Below are 17468 nucleotides of genomic sequence, written 5' to 3'. Positions count from 1 at the left end.
CGCTCCCGAGCGGCGGCCCCGAAGGACCTGTAGGCGTACTTTTCTTCTCTAGACAGGCTAATTGAGAAGGTGAAAAAGAGGTTCTTGGCAATCAATCCAGACAGATTCTATCCGGGCTGATAGGGTAAAGCTAGCCGCCGATGGGTGCGAGTCCAAGCTTTCGGCTGGAAAAAGCCTAAAATTCTATTTATTGTGCAATACAATAGGCGAATAGTATTGCCGGGCTTGCCAACCTTTGCCAGCGCGTTTCGTATCCTGTTGCTTTTCAATCTGCTCGTACCGTGGAGCTTCCCCGCATCGTCGAAAATTCGCCCCTGGCGCGCCTGGCCCGCCTGAAGCTGGGCCAGGGCAACGTAGCCATGGTACTGGGCCGCACCATTCACCTGAGCGGCGTCACGCGGGAGCAGTTTCTGCGGGAGCCGAGCTGGGTGGCGCACGAGATGTGCCACATCCGGCAGGTGCAGGAGCGGGGGCTGCTGCGCTTTCTGTGGGAGTACCTGCTGGAGTCGGCGCGGGTGGGCTACTACGCCAACCGCTTCGAGGTGGAAGCCCGGGAAGCCGGCGCGCGTGACGCCGCCGCCTACGCTGCCCTGCTGCAGGTGCCGCTGCCCGCCGGGCCGGGCCGGGGCAGCTCGGAGCGGGCTTCGGCCGGGGCCAACCGCCCCGATGTGGTGGTATAGCCGCGCAGATTTTTGGGTAACAGGCTGTAACCTGGCCGCTTGGTTTTACGAATATTCCCCCAAGCAGTCGGCAACCGTCCGGCTTACCTCTGAACCCTTATTCCCCCAATACCATGGCTACTTCCAACACCCCCGACTTCAAAGGCACCGCCAGCAGCACGCCCCAAGGCGACCAGTCGCAGCAGCAGTCTTCGTTTCAGGACAAAGCCAGCAGCGCGCTGAGCGGCCTGAACGGGCAGCTGAAAAACATCGGCGACTCGGCTTCGGCCCAGCTCGGCAAGCTGAGCACCACCCAGAAAGTGGTAGGCGGTCTGGCGCTGGCTGCCGGCCTGAGCTGGCTGAGCCGCGCCATGAACAAGCGCAACGCCTAACAAGCCCCAAGCCTGCCAGCGGGCTTAAAATGCTGGTCTGAAAAAACGCAACAAGGCCCGTCTCCGAGAGGAAACGGGCCTTGTTGTTTGCTGAGAGCCTGCTATTGGACTCGAACCAACGACCTGCTCATTACGAATGAGCTGCTCTACCAACTGAGCTAAGCAGGCTTGCTTACCCGGGCTACGCGGATGCGTCGTTCGGGGCTGCAAATATAAAAATGCGTTTCGACAAGAAGCAAACGGTAGACGAAAAATTCTGCGCCGGCTTTAACCTCCGCCGGCGGGGCGCGTTAGCCGAATACCGTTTCCAACTTCTTACGCCGAATTACACATGGCTACTTCCACCAATTCCGAGGCTACCATTCAGGCGCTGGTGAGCGGCCTGAGCGGGGCCATTGTGCTGACCTTGGTGCACCAAGCCGCCAAAGAGCTGACGCCCGACGCCCCGCGCATGGACGTGCTGGGCGTACGCGGCCTGCGCAAGCTGCTGGCCGCCGCCAAGGCCCCGCAGCCCGACGCCCAAACCGCCTACGATATAACCATGGCCGGCGACCTGCTGACCAACGGCCTCTACTACAGCCTGGTGGGCAGCGGCCCGGATGCGTGGTGGCGCGGGGCGGCCCTGGGCGTGGCCGCCGGCGTGGGCGGGGTGGTGCTGCCCGGCCCCCTTGGCCTCGGCGACGGGCCCAGCAACCGCACCCCGCAAACCCAGCTGATGACCGTGGCCTGGTACACCCTGGGCGGGCTGGTGGCGGCGGGGGTATCGCGCTGGTGGAGCCGGCTGGCGAAGTGACGTAGTGATTCAGCGGCCTGGTGCAGCGACGTTCGAGCCTCTCACCGGGCCGCTGAATCACTGCGTCACCCCTCGTACCTTTGCCCGCACATGAAGGCACTGCGCAAACTGTTGGTCAGCACCCTGGGCTTCGAGCGGTACATCCGGCTGGCGAGCTACGCCTACCTGCGCCTGGTGGCGGCGGGCTGGGGCCGCAAGAAGTACCCCGAGCTGTTTTACCTGGAAAAGCTGGTGCAGCCCGGCGACGTGTGCCTCGACATCGGCGCCAATTTGGGCTACTACTCGGTAGCTCTGTCCCGGCTGGTGGGGCCGACGGGGAAAGTGCTGGCCGTGGAGCCGGTGCCCCTGTTTCAGCACATCTGGGAAGACAACGTGCGCCTGAGCGGGCACGACAACCTCATGCTGCTGCCCTACGCCCTGGGCGGCCAGAACGACACCGTGCGCATGGGCACGCCGGCCCGCAATGGCCTGCTGCACCACGGCATGACCAAGGTGGCCGACAGCAGCCCCAGCGAAGAGTACGCCCAGTTCTACGAGGTGCCCATGCGCGTACCCGACGAGCTGCTGGCCGATTTCAGCCGCCTCGACTTCGTGAAGTGCGACGTGGAGGGCTTCGAGTACGAAGTATTCCGGCACATGCAACATACGCTGCGCCGCCACCGTCCCGTTATCCAGACCGAGCTGAACGGCCTCGACAACCGCCGCAAGGTGGCCGCGCTGCTGGGCGGGCTGGGCTACCGGCCCTACGTGCTGGAAACCCAAGCGGGCCCGCCGCGGTTAGTACCTTGTCCGCCGGCGGTGCTCGAAGGTCCCGCCGACCGCGACTTTTACTTCAAACCCGACGACGAACCCGCAAGCCGATGAGCTTCCTCTCTTTCCTGCTGGTCTCCTTCCTGATTTTCTGGGTGCTGCGCCTGGTGCTGCCCGCCCTGCTGCGCTGGGCCCTCACGGCTTTTGTGCGCAAGCAGATGCGCACTGGCGGCATACCCTTCGGCGCGGCCAGCAACCCGTTTGAGTCCAACGCCAACCCCTTCGCCGGCCAGGCGCCGCCCCGCCCCGAGCGCAGCTCGGAGGCCTCGGGCCGGGTGCGCGTCGACTACGTGCCGCCCAAGGCGCCGCGCCAGCGCCGCAAGGATTTCCGCGGCGGCGACTACGTGGAGTTCGAGGAAGTGAAATAATCGGCCTAACTTCGGGCTTCAAGCCCGGCTGGCGCCTGCCGGCCGGGCTTTTTTGTGGACTAATCAATCTGGCCAAGCCGGCTTATCAATAGCTCAGGGTTTAAACCCTGAGCTATTGAGGCGTTAGGCGTGGTCGTTGGTTAATCCTGAGGCTGATACCGCTTACTCACTACCGACTACCTTCTCATGCCCTCCGTCGTTCCGCCGACCGCGGCCGCTGCCGCGCCGCAGCCCCTGTGGCAGCGCCTGCTGCCCCACCTGCTGGCCGTGGCTTTCCTGCTCGTGCTGGCCGTGCTGTACTTCTCGCCCATCGTGTTCGGGGGCAAAACGCTCAGCCAGCACGACATCGTGCAGTTCAACGGCGGGGCCCGGGAGGCGCTGCTGTACCGGGAGCAGACCGGCCAGGAAGCCCTGTGGACCAACTCCATGTTCTCGGGTATGCCCACCTACCTCATCAGCACCCGCTTCCCGGGCGACATGTCGGTGTACCTCACCAGCCTGTTCACCTTCGGGCTGCCGCCGGTAGTGGCCAACCTGTTTGCGGCCCTGTTCTGCGGCTACCTGCTGTTTGCTAGCCTCGGCATGCGGCCGGTGGTGGCCCTGGTGGGCGCCGTGGCCGTGGGCTTTACCAGCTACAATCTCATCATCCTGGCCGCCGGCCACAACTCCAAGTCCTACGCCCTGGCCTTCGCGCCGCTGGTGCTGGCGGGCCTGCTGGTCACGTTCCGGCGCGACCGGCTCGTCGGCGGGGTACTCTTCGCCCTGGGGCTGACCATGAACATCCGGGCCAACCACCTGCAAATCACCTACTACCTGCTGCTGCTGGTGCTGGTGTTCGGGGTGGTGGAGCTGATTTACGCCCTGCGCGAAAAGCGCCTGGCGCCTTTCCTGAAGAATACCGCCGTGCTGGCCCTGGGGGCAGTGCTGGCCGTGGGCGTGAGCTTCGGCCGCCTGTACACCACCGCCGAGTGGGGCAAATACAGCATCCGGGGCCGCTCGGAGCTGAAAACGGCAGCTCCGGCCCAGCCCGGGCAGGCGCCGGCCGCCCCGGCCCCGGAAGGCGGCTCGGGCCTCGACCACGACTACGCCTTCTCCTACAGCTACGGTATCGGCGAGACGATTACGCTGCTCGTGCCCAACTACTACGGCGGGGCCTCCACGGGCAAGCTCGACGCCGACTCCAACACCGGCCGCGCCCTGAGCACGATGGTGGACCCCGCGCAGCTCGACCAGTACCTGGCCGGCATGCCCACCTACTGGGGCGACCAGCCCATTACCAGCGGCCCGGTGTACATCGGGGCGGTGGTGGTGCTGCTGTTCGTGCTCGGCGTGATGGTGGCCGACCGCCGCACCCGCACCTGGCTGCTGGCCGCTACTATCCTCTCGATTGTGCTGGCCTGGGGCAAGAACTTCGCCTCCTTCAATGACCTGATGTTCGACTTCTTCCCGGGCTACAACAAGTTCCGGGCGGTGTCGATGGCGCTGACCATTGCCCAACTGGCCATGCCGCTGCTGGCGGTGCTGGCCCTGGCCCGGGTGCTGCGCGCCCGTCCGGCCGCTACGGCCGCGCCGCTGGTGGCCGGCCTGCCCGCGGCCCAGAAGGATACGCCCGAAGTGGCCGGCATGCGCCGTCACCTGCTCATGGCCGTGGGCTTTGTGGGCGGTTTCTGTTTGCTGCTAATGGTATTTAATTTAGGTACTGACCCTGCTTTGCCTGATAACGCGCAGCCACAAGGCCTATCAAAAGAAGTTTTATACAGCCTCGGGGCCATTCTGCTAATTGGTGGTGGCCTATGGCTCCGGATGCGGCATGCGCTTAGCTCCTCAGTTGCCAAAATGTTGATTGGGGGAGTGGTGCTTGGATTGGCCTTCGTCGCCTACCAGCTGGGTGGATACACGAACTTCTCGGGAGAAGTAGACAGCCAGCTGCCCCAGGGCTTCCCGCTCGACGCCCTGCGCCAGGACCGCGCCGCCCTCATGCGCGCCGACGTGTTCCGTTCCATCTTCTTTATCGTGGCGGCGGCGGCAGTGCTGTGGTTCTACCTAGGCCGCAAGCTGAGTGTGACGGTGGCCGCCTCGCTGGTGGGCCTGCTCACCCTGGCCGACCTGTGGACGGCCGACAAGCGCTACCTGGGCGAAAACAACTTCACCACCCAGACCGTGGCCGAGCAGTTTCAGCCCACCAAGGCCGACGAGCAGATTCTGGCCGACAAGACCCTGCACTACCGGGTGCTGAACCTGGCCAACCCCTTCAACGACGCGCAGACTTCCTACCTGCACCGCAGCATCGGGGGCTACCACGGGGCCAAGCTGCGCCGCTACCAGGAGCTGATTGAGCGGCAGATCAGCCCCGAGATGCAGCAGATGATGCAGCAGCTCTCGACCACCGGCCAGGTGGGCACGCCCCGGGTGCTGAACATGCTCAACACCCGCTACCTCATCACCCCGCCCCAGCAGAACGGCGAGACGCAGGCCATTCCGAACGCCGGGGCCCTGGGCAACGCCTGGTTTGTGGCCCGGGTGCAGCCGGTGCAGAACCCCGACCAGGAAATGGCCGCCCTCAGCACCTTCGACCCGGCCACCACGGCCGTGGTGGACGTGAGCAAGTTTCCGCAGCAAACCACCACCATCTACAACCCGGCCGGCTCCACCATTCAGCTCACCAGCTACTCGCCCAACGAGCTGAAGTACCAGGTAAATGCCGCCCAGAACGGCCTGGCCGTCTTCTCCGAAATCTACTACGCCGACGGCTGGAACGCCTACATCGACGAGCAGCTCACGCCCCACCTGCGCGCCAACTACGTGCTGCGCGCCCTGCCCATCCCGGCCGGGCAGCACACGGTAGAGTTCCGGTTTGAGCCCAAGTCCTACACCGTCGGCAACACCATTTCGATGATTTCGTCGGGGCTGCTGCTGCTGGTAATTGTGGGCGGGGTGGTGTACGCCCTGCGCCGCCGCCCGGCCTCCGCCGCTGCGGCCGCCTCTGCCGACGACAACGACGAGCTGCTGGCCGCCTAGCGTGTCCCGCGGGGCCCCGACTGTTGAAGTCATGTGGCACCATTGCCTTACCCCACACCCTGAATAAGCAAACGGCCCGCCCTACCACTGGTAGCGCGGGCCGTTTGGCGAATAGCCGCTGCCTCAACGCACAATCTGCAAGCGCTCCACGGCCACCACCCGGCCGTCTTGCACCAGCTGGCAGGCGTAGAGGCCGGCGGGCAGCGTGCCAATGGCCAGCCGGTTTTGCCCGGCCCGCACGGCCTGCTGGTGCACCACGCGCCCCACCGCGTCGAGCAGGCGTACGGTGCCGGCCCGCGCCACGCGCACGGTGGCCTGCTCGTGGGCCGGGTTGGGGTAGAGCTGCAGCAGGGCGGCCGGCGCCGGCCGGGCCGGGGCCGCCGCTGTGACGACGGAGGGCAGCCCGGCCAAATCGATGATGGCCGCATACGCCCCGCCGCCGCTGTAGCCCTCGCAGCCCCCGCCCACGAACAGGAAGCGCCCGGTCGGGTCGGCCAGCAGCTTGATGGGGTCCAGGTTGGGGCAGGCCGTGGTCACGAAGCGGTACTCGTTGAGCAGCCGCCCCTGCGCGTCGTAGCGGTGCAGGTAGTAGGTGGAGGTGCGGCCGGCGACCAGCACCAGCAGGGAGCCGTCGGCCAGGGCCACCGTGCCGAAGTAGCGCAGGCCCACGGAGGCGCGGTAGGCGCGCCACCACTGCAGGCGCAGCTGTCGGTCCACTTTCAAGAGCAGCGGCTGCACCTCGCGCCGCCCGTTGAGGGTCGTGTCCCCGTCGGCGGGCAGCACGAAGCCCCCGTCGGCCAAGGGCAGTAGGCGGTGGTAGCCGTAGCGCGTCTCCACCGGGCGCAGGCCGCGCGGGGCCAGGCGCACGCCGCGCACCGAGTCGCCCCGGGCCGTGACTTCCAGCAGGCGCACGCCCCAGGGCGAGAGGGTGATGGGCCCGGTGTAGGGCTGCACGTACACCCCGGCCAGCAGCACCGTGCCCGTGTTGGTGTAGGCCGCGTCGGTCTGGTAGTCGTTCAGGTCCCAGCCCTGTTCGCGGCGCCAGAGCACCGTGCCCGCGCTGTCGGTGCGCACCAGCTCGGCCCGCCGCCGGTCGGAGGCGCCGAACGTGGAGCCCGCCCAGAGCAGGCCCCCGTCGGGCGTGCGCAGGGCCGCTCCGAAGGCGCGGCCCTGCGCCCCGGAGGGGGGCAGCGCCGCCGTGCGCCGCACCCGCCCGGCCGGGCTGATGATTTGCAAGGCCCATTCGGTGGGGGGGGTGCTGCCGAAGATGTGGCCGCAGAAGGTGAACTGGTTGCCCGGCCCCGGCACCAGCCGCTGCATGCCGTACCTCATGTCCAGGCCCACGGCGGTCCAGAGCGTGTCGAGGGTAGTGGGTGAGAGCAGCAGAAAGCGGTTGTGGAAAGGCTGCAGCGGGTCATTGGCCTGCGGGCCGCTCACCAGCACATTCCCCTGCGGGGTGAACACGGCGTCGTTGAACAGTGTCGGGTAGCGCGGGGCGGTGTGGGGGTAGAAGTGGTCCACGACCAGGCGCGGCGCTTGGGCGTAGGCTGGTGGAGCGCCGCCAGCCCACAGGCTGGCGGTGCCCAACAGCACCCAACAGAAGAGGAAGCGGAGCATAGCGGCGAACTTAACGGGCAATCTGCAAGCGCTCCACGGCCACCACCCGGCCGTCTTGCACCAGCTGGCAGGCGTAGAGGCCGGCGGGCAGCGTGCCAATGGCCAGCCGGTTTTGCCCGGCCCGCACGGCCTGCTGGTGCACCACGCGCCCCACCGCGTCGAGCAGGCGTACGGTGCCGGCCCGCGCCACGCGCACGGTGGCCTGCTCGTGGGCCGGGTTGGGGTAGAGCTGCAGCAGGGCGGCCGGCGCCGGCCGGGCCGGGGCCGCCGCTGTGACGACGGAGGGCAGCCCGGCCAAATCGATGATGGCCGCATACGCCCCGCCGCCGCTGTAGCCCTCGCAGCCCCCGCCCACGAACAGGAAGCGCCCGGTCGGGTCGGCCAGCAGCTTGATGACTTGCAGGTTGGGGCAGGCGGTGGTGACGAAGGGGTATTCATTCAGCAAGCGCCCCTGCGCGTCGTAGCGGTGCAGGTAGTAGGAGTAGGCCACCCCGCTGGCGCCCGGCCCGCCGCTGGCCAGCACCAGGAGGGAGCCGTCGGCCAGGGCCACTGCGTTGGTGTAGCGCATACCAACGGAGGTGCGGTAGGCGCGCCACCACTGCAGGCGCAGCTGCCGGTCCACCTTCAAGAGCAGCGGCTGGGTCTCGCGCCGCCCGTTGAGGGTGGTGTCCCCGTCGGCGGGCAGCACAAAGCCCCCGTCGGCCAAAGGCAGTAGGCGGTGGTAGCCGTAGCGCGTTTCCACCGGGCGCAGGCCGCGCGGGGCCAGGCGCACGCCGCGCACCGAGTCGCCCCGGGCCGTGACTTCCAGCAGGCGCACGCCCCAGGGCGGCAGGGCGATAGGCGGGGTGTGGGGCTGCAGGTAGATACCGGCCAGCAGCACCGTGCCCGTGTTGGTGTAAGCTGCATCGGTCTGGTAGTCGTTCAGGTCCCAGCCCTGCGCCCGCTGCCAGAGCACCGTGCCCGCGCTGTCGGTGCGCACCAGCTCGGCCCGCCGCCGGTTGGCGGCACCGAACGTGGAGCCCGCCCAGAGCAGGCCCCCGTCGGGCGTGCGCAGGGCCGCACCAAGCTGACGCCCCCAGGCCCCGGAGGGGGGCAGCGCCGCCGTGCGCCGGATGCGCCCGGCCGGGCTGATGGTCTGCAACGCCCATTCGGTGGGTGTCGAGCTGCCAATGGTGCTACCACAAAAAGTAACCTGGCTACCCGGCCCCGGTACCAGCCGTTGCGGGCCAAAATTCATGTCCAGACCCTTGGCTGTCCAGAGCGTGTCGAGCGTGCGGGGCGACAGCAGCAAAAAGCGGTTGTGGAAGGGCTGCAGTGGGTCGTTGGCCTGCGGGCCGGCCACCAGTACGTTGCCCTGCGGGGTGAACAGGGCGTCGTTGAACAGCGTCGGGTAGCGCGGGGCGGTGTGGGGATAGAAGTGGTCCACGACCAGGCGCGGCGCTTGGGCGTAGGCTGGCGGAGCGCCGCCGGCCAGCAGACCAGCAGCGCTCAGTAGTGCCCATGCCCAACGAGAGAAGAAGCAAAGCATTGAGTTGGGGTTAACGGGCAATCTGCAAACGCTCCACGCCCACCACCCGGCCGTCTTGCACCAGCTGGCAGGCGTACAGGCCCGCCGGGATGCGACTTGTATCCAGTTGGGCCTCGCCGCCCGCGCTCTGCACCCCGACCTGCCCGACCACTTTCCCCGTGCGCAGGTCGCGCACCACCACCTGGCACAAGCCCGCCAGGCCGGTGCAGCGCACGCGCACCTGGTCGGCAGCCGGGTTGGGGTACAGGCCACTAATGCGCGGCCGGGCCGGGGTGGCGACGCTACCCGCCCGCAGGCTGGGCGGCAAGGTGCCCCCGCCGCAGCGCAGGCCGGGGTGGAACAGGCGCAGGGTCATGCAGGCCGCGTCGGCCAGGCTGCCGCCCGATTGGGCCACCTGCGTGAGCAGCAGGCTGTCGGCGGCGGACAGCCCGCGCCGGGCTTGGGCCAGGCGCTGCATGGCCTCGGCGTAGGCCAGCGTCTGGACTACCTCCGCGTCGGCGCTGCCGTAAAGAAGCACGTAAGTGCGCAGGCTTTGCCGGGCCGCCGCTTGGCCCGTGCGCTGGTAGTGGTCGAGCAGGTAGAAGCTGAGCCGGTAAAAGGCCGAGTCGTTGAACAGCGGCAGCGTGCGCACGAAGGTTTCCAGCGCGGCCTGCCGGCCGCCGTTGTGGTAGTAGCGCAGCACCTCCTGCTCCAGCTGCCACCGCTCCCGCGCCGGGCCCTGCCGGCGCAGAATCTGCTGCTGCCAGTCCACCACCATTTGGGCCGTCACTCCGTTGCGATTCAGACCGGCCGTGTAGTCCCGGTTGTTACACACTTGGTTTGGGGGCGCAATTAAATTCAAGGACAACAAGCTACCAGGGCCAGCACCGGAGTTAGAAGTATTCTCCCCATTATAGCCCCAGTACGTGGTCGAGCCACCTCCCTCATTCCACACCGGGCTTGTGCCAAGAGCGTTAACGAAAAGGTTGGCGTTGCGGTAGCCATTGGAGCCCAAATCCGGCAGGTAAGTCTGAGAAGCCAGGAAAATACCGTAGTTGATACCGCTCAGGCTGCTATTGTTCAAGGTATTGCAGGCTATTTGCGGAATGACGTAGGCGTACTGCGGGTTGCCCTTGAGATAAACGCCGTAGCTGTTGCCGGTCAGGGTATTGTCGGCCACCACGGTACCGATGATGGGGCTGCTGGGGCAGGCCATGCAGGCGTAGCCGCCCACGTTCTGCAGCTCCAGGCCGTGGTCCAGGTTGCCGACGGCGTTGCCCTGGATGGTCACCTGGTCCACGTTGTAGCTGATGACGCCGGCCTGCTGCTTGCCCGTGGCGGTGGGGCTGCTGCCGGCCCCGCTGATGGTGTTGCGGAAGACGGTAATGGGTGTGGGGGAGTACTCGTTGAGCACGATGCCCGCCACCACGTCGCTATCATTAATCTGGTTGGCGTTGAAATAATCATTGGGCACGGTGATGGTGTTATTGCGCACCGTCACCTGCCGCGAGTAGGTCAGGCCGTTGAGGTAGGCGCCCACGCCAACGCCGAAGAAGTAGCAGCGGGTAAAGGTGTTGTTGCGCAGCGTGGTGCCGTTGCCGCTTACCTGCGCCCCCTTCACCAGGTTGTCGAACGTATTGTACTGCAGCTGCAGGCCGCTGGTGCCGGGTCCGTCGAGCATGATGCCGGTTTCGGTGTAGTAGCCCCCGTTCGCGTTCGGGCGGAAGGGCGCCAGCATGGTGGCGGGGTTGGAGGAGAAGAGGCAGCCCTGCACCCCCTCGCCCGGCACCACCTGCGTGCGCACCACGTCGAACAGGCCGAAACGGCAGTTGAAGATGTCGGTGTCGTGCACGTAGTACTCCGGCTGGGCGGCGTCGCTGCAGTACCCTTCCACCAGCACGCCCACGTAGGCGTGGCTAATCTCGTTGCGCTTGCTCTGCTGGGCCGAGACGGGCATGAGGTGCAGCTTGCCGCCGCTGATCAACGTCACCCCGCCCCACAGCTGCTCGCAGGTGGAGGTAAGCGTGGCGCCCTCCAGCCGCAGGGTCGATTCCTTGCCCGCGTACAGGCGCGAGGCGTACTCGTTGATGCCGATAGCGGAGTGGCAGGAGGGCTGCAGCAGGGCCGAAGGCGGCTGGTCGGCGTCGAAGTAAAAGGTGGTGCCCTGGCGGAGCACGGCTTCCCCGTTCTCAAACTTCACCGGCCCGAGCACGTGGTAGGTGCCGTCGAAAATCACTTGCCCGTTGTAGGGCGACTGGCTGATGTCGATAGTCGTAACCTGGCCGGCCACCCCGATTTCGTAGGGCTGATTACCCGCGTTGTGCTGGGCGGCCTGGTAGCTGTTGGCCGGCCCGCCCTGGTGGGTGTAGGGATGGTTGCAGGGGCACACGCCGCTGCCATTGACCGTTACCACGTCGGTGAAAGATTGCCCGTTGATGGTCACGGTTAAGGTGTAGTTGATGGTGCCGCCCACCTGTAGCACCTGCGGGTTCGGGGACGTTGGGTTGCTCAGGCCGTACCGCGGGCTCCACTGGTACGTGGCATTGGCCGTGGCCGGCAGCGGCGGCCCGCCGAGGGTGGGCGGGTTGGGTTGGGGGCCACACGTCAGGTTCAGGTCCGGGCCAGCGTCGATGGCGTGGAGCGCAACGTTGTCGATGTAGTAGTAGGCTTGCGTAGCCATTGCTGGCCCCGTCCCCTGGCATTGCGGTTGACCAGCGCCTGGCCCTTGCAATGGCGACGCAGGGTTGGGCTGAAAATTGCCAATCACAACGTTGGTCGCATTGGCAGTAGCCGTGAAGCCACCGTTCACGAGTCTCCAAGCGGTGTTGCTGCCGCTGGGCGCCGTTATCGGCGCCGGTGTGGTAATGCCCACTTGGGTAAGCGGATAGATACCAATAGTAGACAAGGTAGTCGTAATGGTGGCGGTACCTAGCGCTAGTTGCGGCACCGCGTAAGCTGATTGCTGGGCTATTCGGGCGTAGAACTCCGCGTAGTAGCTTCGTCCGCTGACAATAGGAGCCAGCAAGGTACCGCTGATGTATTCCCGGTAGGTAGAGGCTGTATTTGTGTAGGCGATGATTCCCGCATAAGCGTGGCCCGCTCCGGGGCCATTGTTAAGCGCGTCTGTTCCGTATCCGTTAAGGCCACAATTGGGATAGTTAAACGGCACGCTAACATTCGTATTGGCAGCGGCGCAGTCGTTAAAATAATCGGCTGTACCATTAGTAGGCGGAGGCACATTCCAGTAGCAAGCCTCTATGTTTCCTGCCTGAGCTATTTGAGACGGACACTGGCTGTACAGCTCGAAACTCCCATTCGCTACGAGGTTGCCGGAAGCCGGCACCGGCCCCGGCGACGCAGGGCACTGCGCCTGCGCTTGTAGAATACTGCCCATCAACCCAACCCAACCCAACAGCCATCGAGACATACGGTAAGCGTACTTCATACTGCGGAATGGTTAAAGGTGAATACTAAAGGGTAAGGACGTGAATAATAGCTCGCTAAACAATGCCCTTCCCGGGCCGGAATGGTGTCAGGGCCGGCCGGCTGCTCCAGGTCCGCGGCCCGGCACCCCGTGGTCCAGAGAGTATCGAATGTTTTATTTTTAAATCATTCGATACTCCTTGCGCTGCCCGACCAAAGTATCAAATGATTTATTTTTAAATTATTTGATACTCCTGCTGCCTGCTTCATCCCTGCCATGACGCGCATTGCCCGCCCCTCCCTGGCCTTTTCCGCCCAGCTGCGTACCCGCCTGGGCCTCACCCGCGAGGAGCTGGGCCTGCTGCTGGGCGTGACGGCGGCCCAGGTCAGTCACGTGGAGAATGGCCGCCGGGGCTACTCGGCCCGGGCCCAGGAGCGCCTGTACCGCCTGGCCGCCCTGCTGCCCGCCGCCGCGGCCCCGGCCGGGGCCGCGGCGCCACCCGCCCCGCCCGCCGGCCCCAGCCCGGCGGAAGCCGCCGCCCTGCGCAAGCGCCTGCGCGGCTGCCGCCGGCGCCTCTACCACCTGCGCTACGACGAGGCGGCCCCCGCCGCCCGAGCCGCGCAGCTGGAGCGCCGCCACCTCACCCTTGCCCGCCTGGCCGAGGCCCTGGCCCAGCCCCCCGCCGCGGCCCCGCCTGCCGATGCGGGCCGCCCGCCCGAGCGGGAGCAGGAGTGGCTGGCGCTGCTGGAGCTGGGCACCCGGCGGCTGGCGCACCGGCAGCCCACGCCCACGGCCCTGGCTTGGCGGGCCCTGAAAGCGCAGCTGCTGGAGGCCGAAATCCGCGGGCTGGAACAACTGCTGGGCGAGGCCCCGGCCCCTCCCAACCCGGCCGGTGAGTAGGGGCGGGGCCGGCGGCGGGCTGTCCCAAAATGGGCATTTGCTGCCGCCGAAGCCGATTTCTGCGAATCAGGAGGTTTAGCAAGGATTATTTTGGGAATCTATCGGAAATGTGGTCCTCGCGCTGATACAATTGCAAACCTCGACGGTTCGAGGTGTGCCGGCTGCCGGTACGTTCCCAACCCCCTCATTCCTTATTTCCTTACCCTCTATGTCCCTTTCCCTAAACCTGCTCACCACCCCGGCGCAGTGCGACGCGGTCGTGGCCGCCATCGACGAGAAGCTGCGCATCATCGGCAAGCGCGCCTTCGACGCGGACTACCAGCGCGACGGGGCCAGCGGCGACGCGGTCAACATCAGCAACCGCCTCGCCCGGCTGAGCAGCAAAATCACCGAGCTGAATGCCTCGCTGGGCAACCTCACGCCCGGCACCGATGAGTACCGCAAAACCGAGGAGGAGCTGACCGACGCCCAGTACGAGCAGCGCAAGCTCGGCTACCGGCAGGCCGACCGCGGCCCCGTGTACCTGGTGCTGCGCGAGGCCGACGTGGACGAAACCGCCGAGCGCCGCGCCAGCCTCGAAGCCAGCCGCGCCGCCGTGCTGGCCCGCCGCGCCCAGCTGTAGGCCGCGGCACCCACAGCGTAGCTTTTTCCACCACGCCCCGGTTGCCCCGCGCAGCCGGGGCGTGGTGCGTTGTAGCCCCAGCTAGAAGCTAAAGGGTAAGACTAAAGGTTAGCTCTCCTCTTCAGCTGAGGAGGAGGAGAGCTAACCCTGGTCTTTGGCTTGTGGACCTAACCTTGCCCCGAGCCCGCCCCGAGCCCGTCGCCTTACCTTCGCGCCCATGCCCGGCCCACCCATCCTGCAAGACCTACCCGAGCCCTTGGCCGAGCGCCGCGGCGTGCGCCTGCGCCTGCTGCGCGACGACGTGCGGCACCCCGAGCTGCCCGGCAACAAGTGGCGCAAGCTGCAGCATAACCTGCTGGCCGCCCGTGCCCAAGGGCATGATACGCTTCTCACTTTCGGCGGGGCCTACTCCAACCACCTGGCCGCCGTGGCCGCCGCCGGCCGCCTGCAGGGCCTGCGCACCATCGGCGTGGTGCGCGGCGAAGCGGCCTCCGTACTCAGCCCCACCCTGCAGCAGTGCCGCCTCGACGGCATGGCGCTGCACTTCGTGAGCCGCGAAGACTACCGCCGCCGCACCGATGAAGCCTGGGTGCAGGCGCTGGCGCGGCAGCTCGGTCCGGCCTACGTGCTGCCCGAGGGCGGCACCAACGCCCTGGCCCTGCGCGGCGTAGCCGAGCTGGTAACAGAGCTGGACGCCGCCGCCGAGCCCTTCGATGCCTTCACCGTGGCCTGCGGCACCGGCGGTACCCTGGCCGGCCTGTTGCTGGGCCTCGAGGGCCGCCGGCAGGCCGTGGGCGTGCCCGTGCTTAAGGACGGGGCCTTTCTACGCGACGAAATCGATGCGCTGACCCAAGCCGCCGGCCGCCGCTACGCCAACTACCACCTGCACCTCGGGGCCCACTTCGGCGGCTACGCCCGCTACTCCGCCGAGCTGCTGGCCTTCATCGACGCATTCTACCAGCGTCACCGCGTGGTGCTCGACCCGGTGTACACCGGCAAGCTGCTGGCCGGCACCTTGCAGCTCATCGACCAGGGCTACTTCGCGGCGGGCAGCACCGTGGTGGCCATTCATACCGGCGGGCTGCAGGGCTGGGCCGGCTTCGAGCAACGCTTCGGGGCCCGCAGGCCGGGTGGTTAATTAAGAATTAAAAATTAAAAATTAAGAATGGGGGGCAACCGCGCCGGTAGGCTAGCGTAGCCCTCTTGCCTCTTGCCTCTTGCCTCTTGCCTCTTGCCTCTTGCCTCTTGCCTCTTGCCTCTTGCCTCTTACCTCTTGCCTCTTGCCTCTCCGCGCATGACCACCAATTCCTAATTTTTAATTCTTAATTTTTAATTGATGAACCGTTTGCTGCGGCGCCTGTTGCCGCTGGTGTTTCTGCTGGCCCTGGGCTGGTTTCTGTGGCGGCAGGTACGCAGCTCCCTGCGTGAGCTAGACCCCCTGCGCGCCGAGCCCAAGGTGACGGTGACGCACAACACCGTGCTGGAAAAGATTGAGGGCCTGGGCCGGCTGGAGCTGGTGCGCTACCAGTTCAAGGACATCGTGGAATATAAGCGCAGCACCTACCGCTTCCTGCCCGACGCCAAAGTGGCCCTTATCGTGGCGGGCGAGGCGGTGGGCTGCCTGGACCTGCGTCAGGTGCGCCCCACCGACGTGGTGTTCGAGGGCGACTCGGTGGTGCGCGTGGCCCTGCCGCCGCCCCAGCTCTGCACCTGGCGCGTCGACCACGACCGTAGCCGGGTGTACGGCGTCGAGAACGGCTTCTTCCAGGACGCCGAGCTGGTCGACCAGGGCTACAAGTACGCCGAAGCCAACGTGAAGCGCGCTGCCCTGCAGTCGGGCATCCTGGCCCAGACCACCCGCAACGCCGAGCAGATTCTGCGCCCCATGCTCGAAACCCTCACCGGCCGCCGCGTGGTGCTGGTGCCCCAGACGGCCCCGCCCGTGCGCGGCCCCAAGGGCTGAGTCGGCCGGTAAGCGCGGCCCGCCCAGCTCTTGTCAGCTGCGGCCCCAACGCCGCCGGCCCGGTATTACCCAACCGGGCAGCCCTGGACTTGGCAGCTATATGTTACCGCTTCATTGACGCTTGTTATGAAAATCGTTGAGTATTCGCGCCAGCTGCAGTGGGTGGGCCACCTGCGCTGCAACCATTGCCAGGGCCTGAACGAAGCCTGGCGCAGCAGCGGCATGAGCGAGTGTTTCCCGCACTTCTTCTGCTCCGGCTGCTCCAACGTCATTCACCGCGACGCAGACAAGGAGCTGGTGTGGGAAGCCGCCACGCCCGAGCTGCTGGCCCAGATAGCCGCCACGCTGCCCTACTGCCCCTGCGGGGGGCGCTTCACGCCGGGCGCCGGCCCCAAGTGTGGCCACTGCCATCAGCAAATCGACCTCATCAACGACCCGGTGGAGTACCTGCGCAATCCGCATATGGTCGTCATGGACGGCGCTTGCGCCTTTTCCGACCAGCGCCCGCCTTACCAGGTGCGGATTGTCGATTGAGTGACTCGTTGTTGGTTTTTCGCCTTGAACAACGAAACCGCTATTCGTCGTCCTGGCCGAGTACTTCGCGCAGGGCGTCCTGGATAAACTCACCCTCGTAGCCCTTTTGGGTGGCGTAGGCCGTCAGCTTCTGCCGGCGCTTGTAGGGGTGCGGCTCCTTTTCCAGGGCGTTTTTCTTTTCCAGCAGTTCCTTGAGGTTCTGGTAGTACTCGTCGCCGTCGATTTCGCCCAGGCCGGCCTTGATGCAGTAGTCCGAGAGGCCGCGCTGCTTCAGCTCCAGGCGGATGCGGCGGCGGCCCCATTTTTTGAGCCGGTGCTTGCCGCGGGCAAAGGAGCGGGCGTACCGCTCGTCGTCGAGCAGCTTCTCGCGCACCAGCCGAATCATGATTTCGCCGGCTTCGTCTTCGTCGAGGCCGTAGCTGCGCAGCTTGTCTTCTACTTCCTTGGAGCTGCGCTCCTGGTAGGCGCAGTAGGCGGCAATCTTCTGCAGGGCTTCGCCGGGCGTATAGGTCTTGCGTTTGCGCGCGCCGTTATCGTCCGTGGGCATACGAGTAGGAGGGAAGCTGGAGTAAGCACTTACGCAGGCGGTCGGCGCCCGGTGGCATTCGGTAGCACTGGCCGAAAAAACAGCCGCCGCCCAGAAGGCGGCGGCTGTTCGCTCACATAAACAAGTTGAATCCAAAAATCAAAACCAGAGAATCTGCTAGAGGCTCTTGGGTTCAGCTGCGGCAAGGTAATACGCTTCCCGCACATTTCACACAATATTAAGGAATTAATATCCCGACTCCGCGAATTTGGAACGCTACGGGGGCTTTGCTGCGAGAATGGCAAGGCAAGGCTCGGCGGCGCTGCCAAGATGAT

The 17468-nt window shown here is 66.1% G+C and carries 15 protein-coding genes and 1 tRNA gene; 11 read left to right on the top strand and 5 right to left on the bottom strand.

Annotated elements, in window-relative coordinates:
- The first annotated feature begins 281 nt into the window (after nucleotides 1-281).
- On the top strand, nucleotides 282-680 hold the full coding sequence (locus EJV47_RS02235; protein WP_207895809.1) for a hypothetical protein: 399 nt from the start codon (nucleotides 282-284) through the stop codon (nucleotides 678-680).
- 113 nt (nucleotides 681-793) lie between these two features.
- Nucleotides 794-1051 (top strand): hypothetical protein, encoded by a 258-nt coding sequence (locus tag EJV47_RS02230; protein ID WP_126691506.1) that lies wholly within the window; start codon nucleotides 794-796, stop codon nucleotides 1049-1051.
- Between the two features lie 95 nt (nucleotides 1052-1146).
- Here the strand turns inward: EJV47_RS02230 and EJV47_RS02225 are convergent.
- Nucleotides 1147-1219 (bottom strand) — tRNA-Thr (locus EJV47_RS02225).
- A 163-nt stretch (nucleotides 1220-1382) separates the two neighbouring features.
- Between EJV47_RS02225 and EJV47_RS02220 the strand changes: the two genes are divergently transcribed.
- The 4 genes from EJV47_RS02220 to EJV47_RS02205 all read left to right on the top strand — a co-directional run bounded on the left by EJV47_RS02220 (nucleotide 1383) and on the right by EJV47_RS02205 (nucleotide 6040).
- On the top strand, nucleotides 1383-1844 hold the full coding sequence (locus tag EJV47_RS02220) for a hypothetical protein (protein WP_126691505.1): 462 nt from the start codon (nucleotides 1383-1385) through the stop codon (nucleotides 1842-1844).
- A 90-nt stretch (nucleotides 1845-1934) separates the two neighbouring features.
- A complete protein-coding gene (locus tag EJV47_RS02215) occupies nucleotides 1935-2708 on the top strand; it encodes an FkbM family methyltransferase (protein WP_126691504.1) in 774 nt (257 codons plus the stop codon).
- On the top strand, nucleotides 2705-3022 hold the full coding sequence (locus tag EJV47_RS02210; RefSeq protein WP_126691503.1) for a DUF4834 family protein: 318 nt from the start codon (nucleotides 2705-2707) through the stop codon (nucleotides 3020-3022). The genes EJV47_RS02215 and EJV47_RS02210 overlap by 4 nt, the downstream gene beginning before the upstream one ends.
- 186 nt (nucleotides 3023-3208) lie before the next feature.
- Nucleotides 3209-6040, top strand: a complete 2832-nt coding sequence (locus EJV47_RS02205) for a YfhO family protein (protein ID WP_126691502.1) — start codon at nucleotides 3209-3211, stop codon at nucleotides 6038-6040.
- 123 nt (nucleotides 6041-6163) lie between these two features.
- On the opposite strand, the gene EJV47_RS02200 is transcribed toward EJV47_RS02205, so the two are convergent.
- The 3 genes from EJV47_RS02200 to EJV47_RS02190 all read right to left on the bottom strand — a co-directional run bounded on the left by EJV47_RS02200 (nucleotide 6164) and on the right by EJV47_RS02190 (nucleotide 11844).
- On the bottom strand, nucleotides 6164-7657 hold the full coding sequence (locus EJV47_RS02200; protein ID WP_126691501.1) for a T9SS type A sorting domain-containing protein: 1494 nt from the start codon (nucleotides 7655-7657) through the stop codon (nucleotides 6164-6166).
- A 10-nt stretch (nucleotides 7658-7667) separates the two neighbouring features.
- A complete protein-coding gene (locus tag EJV47_RS02195; protein ID WP_165903581.1) occupies nucleotides 7668-9083 on the bottom strand; it encodes a T9SS type A sorting domain-containing protein in 1416 nt (471 codons plus the stop codon).
- Nucleotides 9084-9195: 112 nt separating this feature from the next.
- Nucleotides 9196-11844, bottom strand: coding sequence for a hypothetical protein (locus tag EJV47_RS02190; RefSeq protein WP_126691499.1), 2649 nt, complete (start codon nucleotides 11842-11844; stop codon nucleotides 9196-9198).
- Between the two features lie 1020 nt (nucleotides 11845-12864).
- Here EJV47_RS02190 and EJV47_RS02185 point away from each other — a divergent pair.
- From EJV47_RS02185 to EJV47_RS02165, 5 genes are all read left to right on the top strand, one after another.
- The gene (locus EJV47_RS02185) at nucleotides 12865-13488 is read left to right on the top strand and encodes a helix-turn-helix domain-containing protein (RefSeq protein ID WP_126691498.1); all 624 of its coding nucleotides are present in this window, start codon (nucleotides 12865-12867) and stop codon (nucleotides 13486-13488) included.
- Between the two features lie 208 nt (nucleotides 13489-13696).
- Complete coding sequence (locus tag EJV47_RS02180) at nucleotides 13697-14110, top strand: hypothetical protein (protein WP_126691497.1); 414 nt, start codon at nucleotides 13697-13699, stop codon at nucleotides 14108-14110.
- 217 nt (nucleotides 14111-14327) lie between these two features.
- On the top strand, nucleotides 14328-15248 hold the full coding sequence (locus EJV47_RS02175) for a 1-aminocyclopropane-1-carboxylate deaminase/D-cysteine desulfhydrase (protein WP_126691496.1): 921 nt from the start codon (nucleotides 14328-14330) through the stop codon (nucleotides 15246-15248).
- A gap of 198 nt (nucleotides 15249-15446) precedes the next feature.
- Entirely contained in the window at nucleotides 15447-16073 is a 627-nt protein-coding gene (locus EJV47_RS02170) for a DUF4230 domain-containing protein (protein WP_126691495.1), read from the top strand.
- A 126-nt stretch (nucleotides 16074-16199) separates the two neighbouring features.
- The gene (locus EJV47_RS02165; RefSeq protein ID WP_126691494.1) at nucleotides 16200-16607 is read left to right on the top strand and encodes a hypothetical protein; all 408 of its coding nucleotides are present in this window, start codon (nucleotides 16200-16202) and stop codon (nucleotides 16605-16607) included.
- Between the two features lie 40 nt (nucleotides 16608-16647).
- On the opposite strand, the gene EJV47_RS02160 is transcribed toward EJV47_RS02165, so the two are convergent.
- Nucleotides 16648-17154: a regulatory protein RecX gene (locus tag EJV47_RS02160; RefSeq protein ID WP_126691493.1), complete on the bottom strand. Its 507-nt coding sequence runs from the start codon at nucleotides 17152-17154 to the stop codon at nucleotides 16648-16650.
- Between the last annotated feature and the right edge of the window lie 314 nt (nucleotides 17155-17468).

The sequence above is a fragment of the Hymenobacter gummosus genome (assembly GCF_003970915.1).
Classification (GTDB): Bacteria; Bacteroidota; Bacteroidia; order Cytophagales; family Hymenobacteraceae; genus Solirubrum; species Solirubrum gummosum.
This window is presented reverse-complemented; position numbering and strand designations above follow the sequence as displayed.

Bases quoted from the DNA above. Each gene is read 5' to 3' on its own strand.
- EJV47_RS02230 (WP_126691506.1), top strand. From the start codon at position 794: ATGGCTACTTCCAACACCCCCGACTTCAAAGGCACCGCCAGCAGCACG.
- EJV47_RS02220 (WP_126691505.1), top strand. From the start codon at position 1,383: ATGGCTACTTCCACCAATTCCGAGGCTACCATTCAGGCGCTGGTGAGC.
- EJV47_RS02215 (WP_126691504.1), top strand. From the start codon at position 1,935: ATGAAGGCACTGCGCAAACTGTTGGTCAGCACCCTGGGCTTCGAGCGG.
- EJV47_RS02210 (WP_126691503.1), top strand. From the start codon at position 2,705: ATGAGCTTCCTCTCTTTCCTGCTGGTCTCCTTCCTGATTTTCTGGGTG.
- EJV47_RS02205 (WP_126691502.1), top strand. From the start codon at position 3,209: ATGCCCTCCGTCGTTCCGCCGACCGCGGCCGCTGCCGCGCCGCAGCCC.
- EJV47_RS02200 (WP_126691501.1), bottom strand. From the start codon at position 7,657: ATGCTCCGCTTCCTCTTCTGTTGGGTGCTGTTGGGCACCGCCAGCCTG.
- EJV47_RS02190 (WP_126691499.1), bottom strand. From the start codon at position 11,844: ATGGCTACGCAAGCCTACTACTACATCGACAACGTTGCGCTCCACGCC.
- EJV47_RS02185 (WP_126691498.1), top strand. From the start codon at position 12,865: ATGACGCGCATTGCCCGCCCCTCCCTGGCCTTTTCCGCCCAGCTGCGT.
- EJV47_RS02180 (WP_126691497.1), top strand. From the start codon at position 13,697: ATGTCCCTTTCCCTAAACCTGCTCACCACCCCGGCGCAGTGCGACGCG.
- EJV47_RS02175 (WP_126691496.1), top strand. From the start codon at position 14,328: ATGCCCGGCCCACCCATCCTGCAAGACCTACCCGAGCCCTTGGCCGAG.
- EJV47_RS02170 (WP_126691495.1), top strand. From the start codon at position 15,447: ATGAACCGTTTGCTGCGGCGCCTGTTGCCGCTGGTGTTTCTGCTGGCC.
- EJV47_RS02165 (WP_126691494.1), top strand. From the start codon at position 16,200: ATGAAAATCGTTGAGTATTCGCGCCAGCTGCAGTGGGTGGGCCACCTG.
- EJV47_RS02160 (WP_126691493.1), bottom strand. From the start codon at position 17,154: ATGCCCACGGACGATAACGGCGCGCGCAAACGCAAGACCTATACGCCC.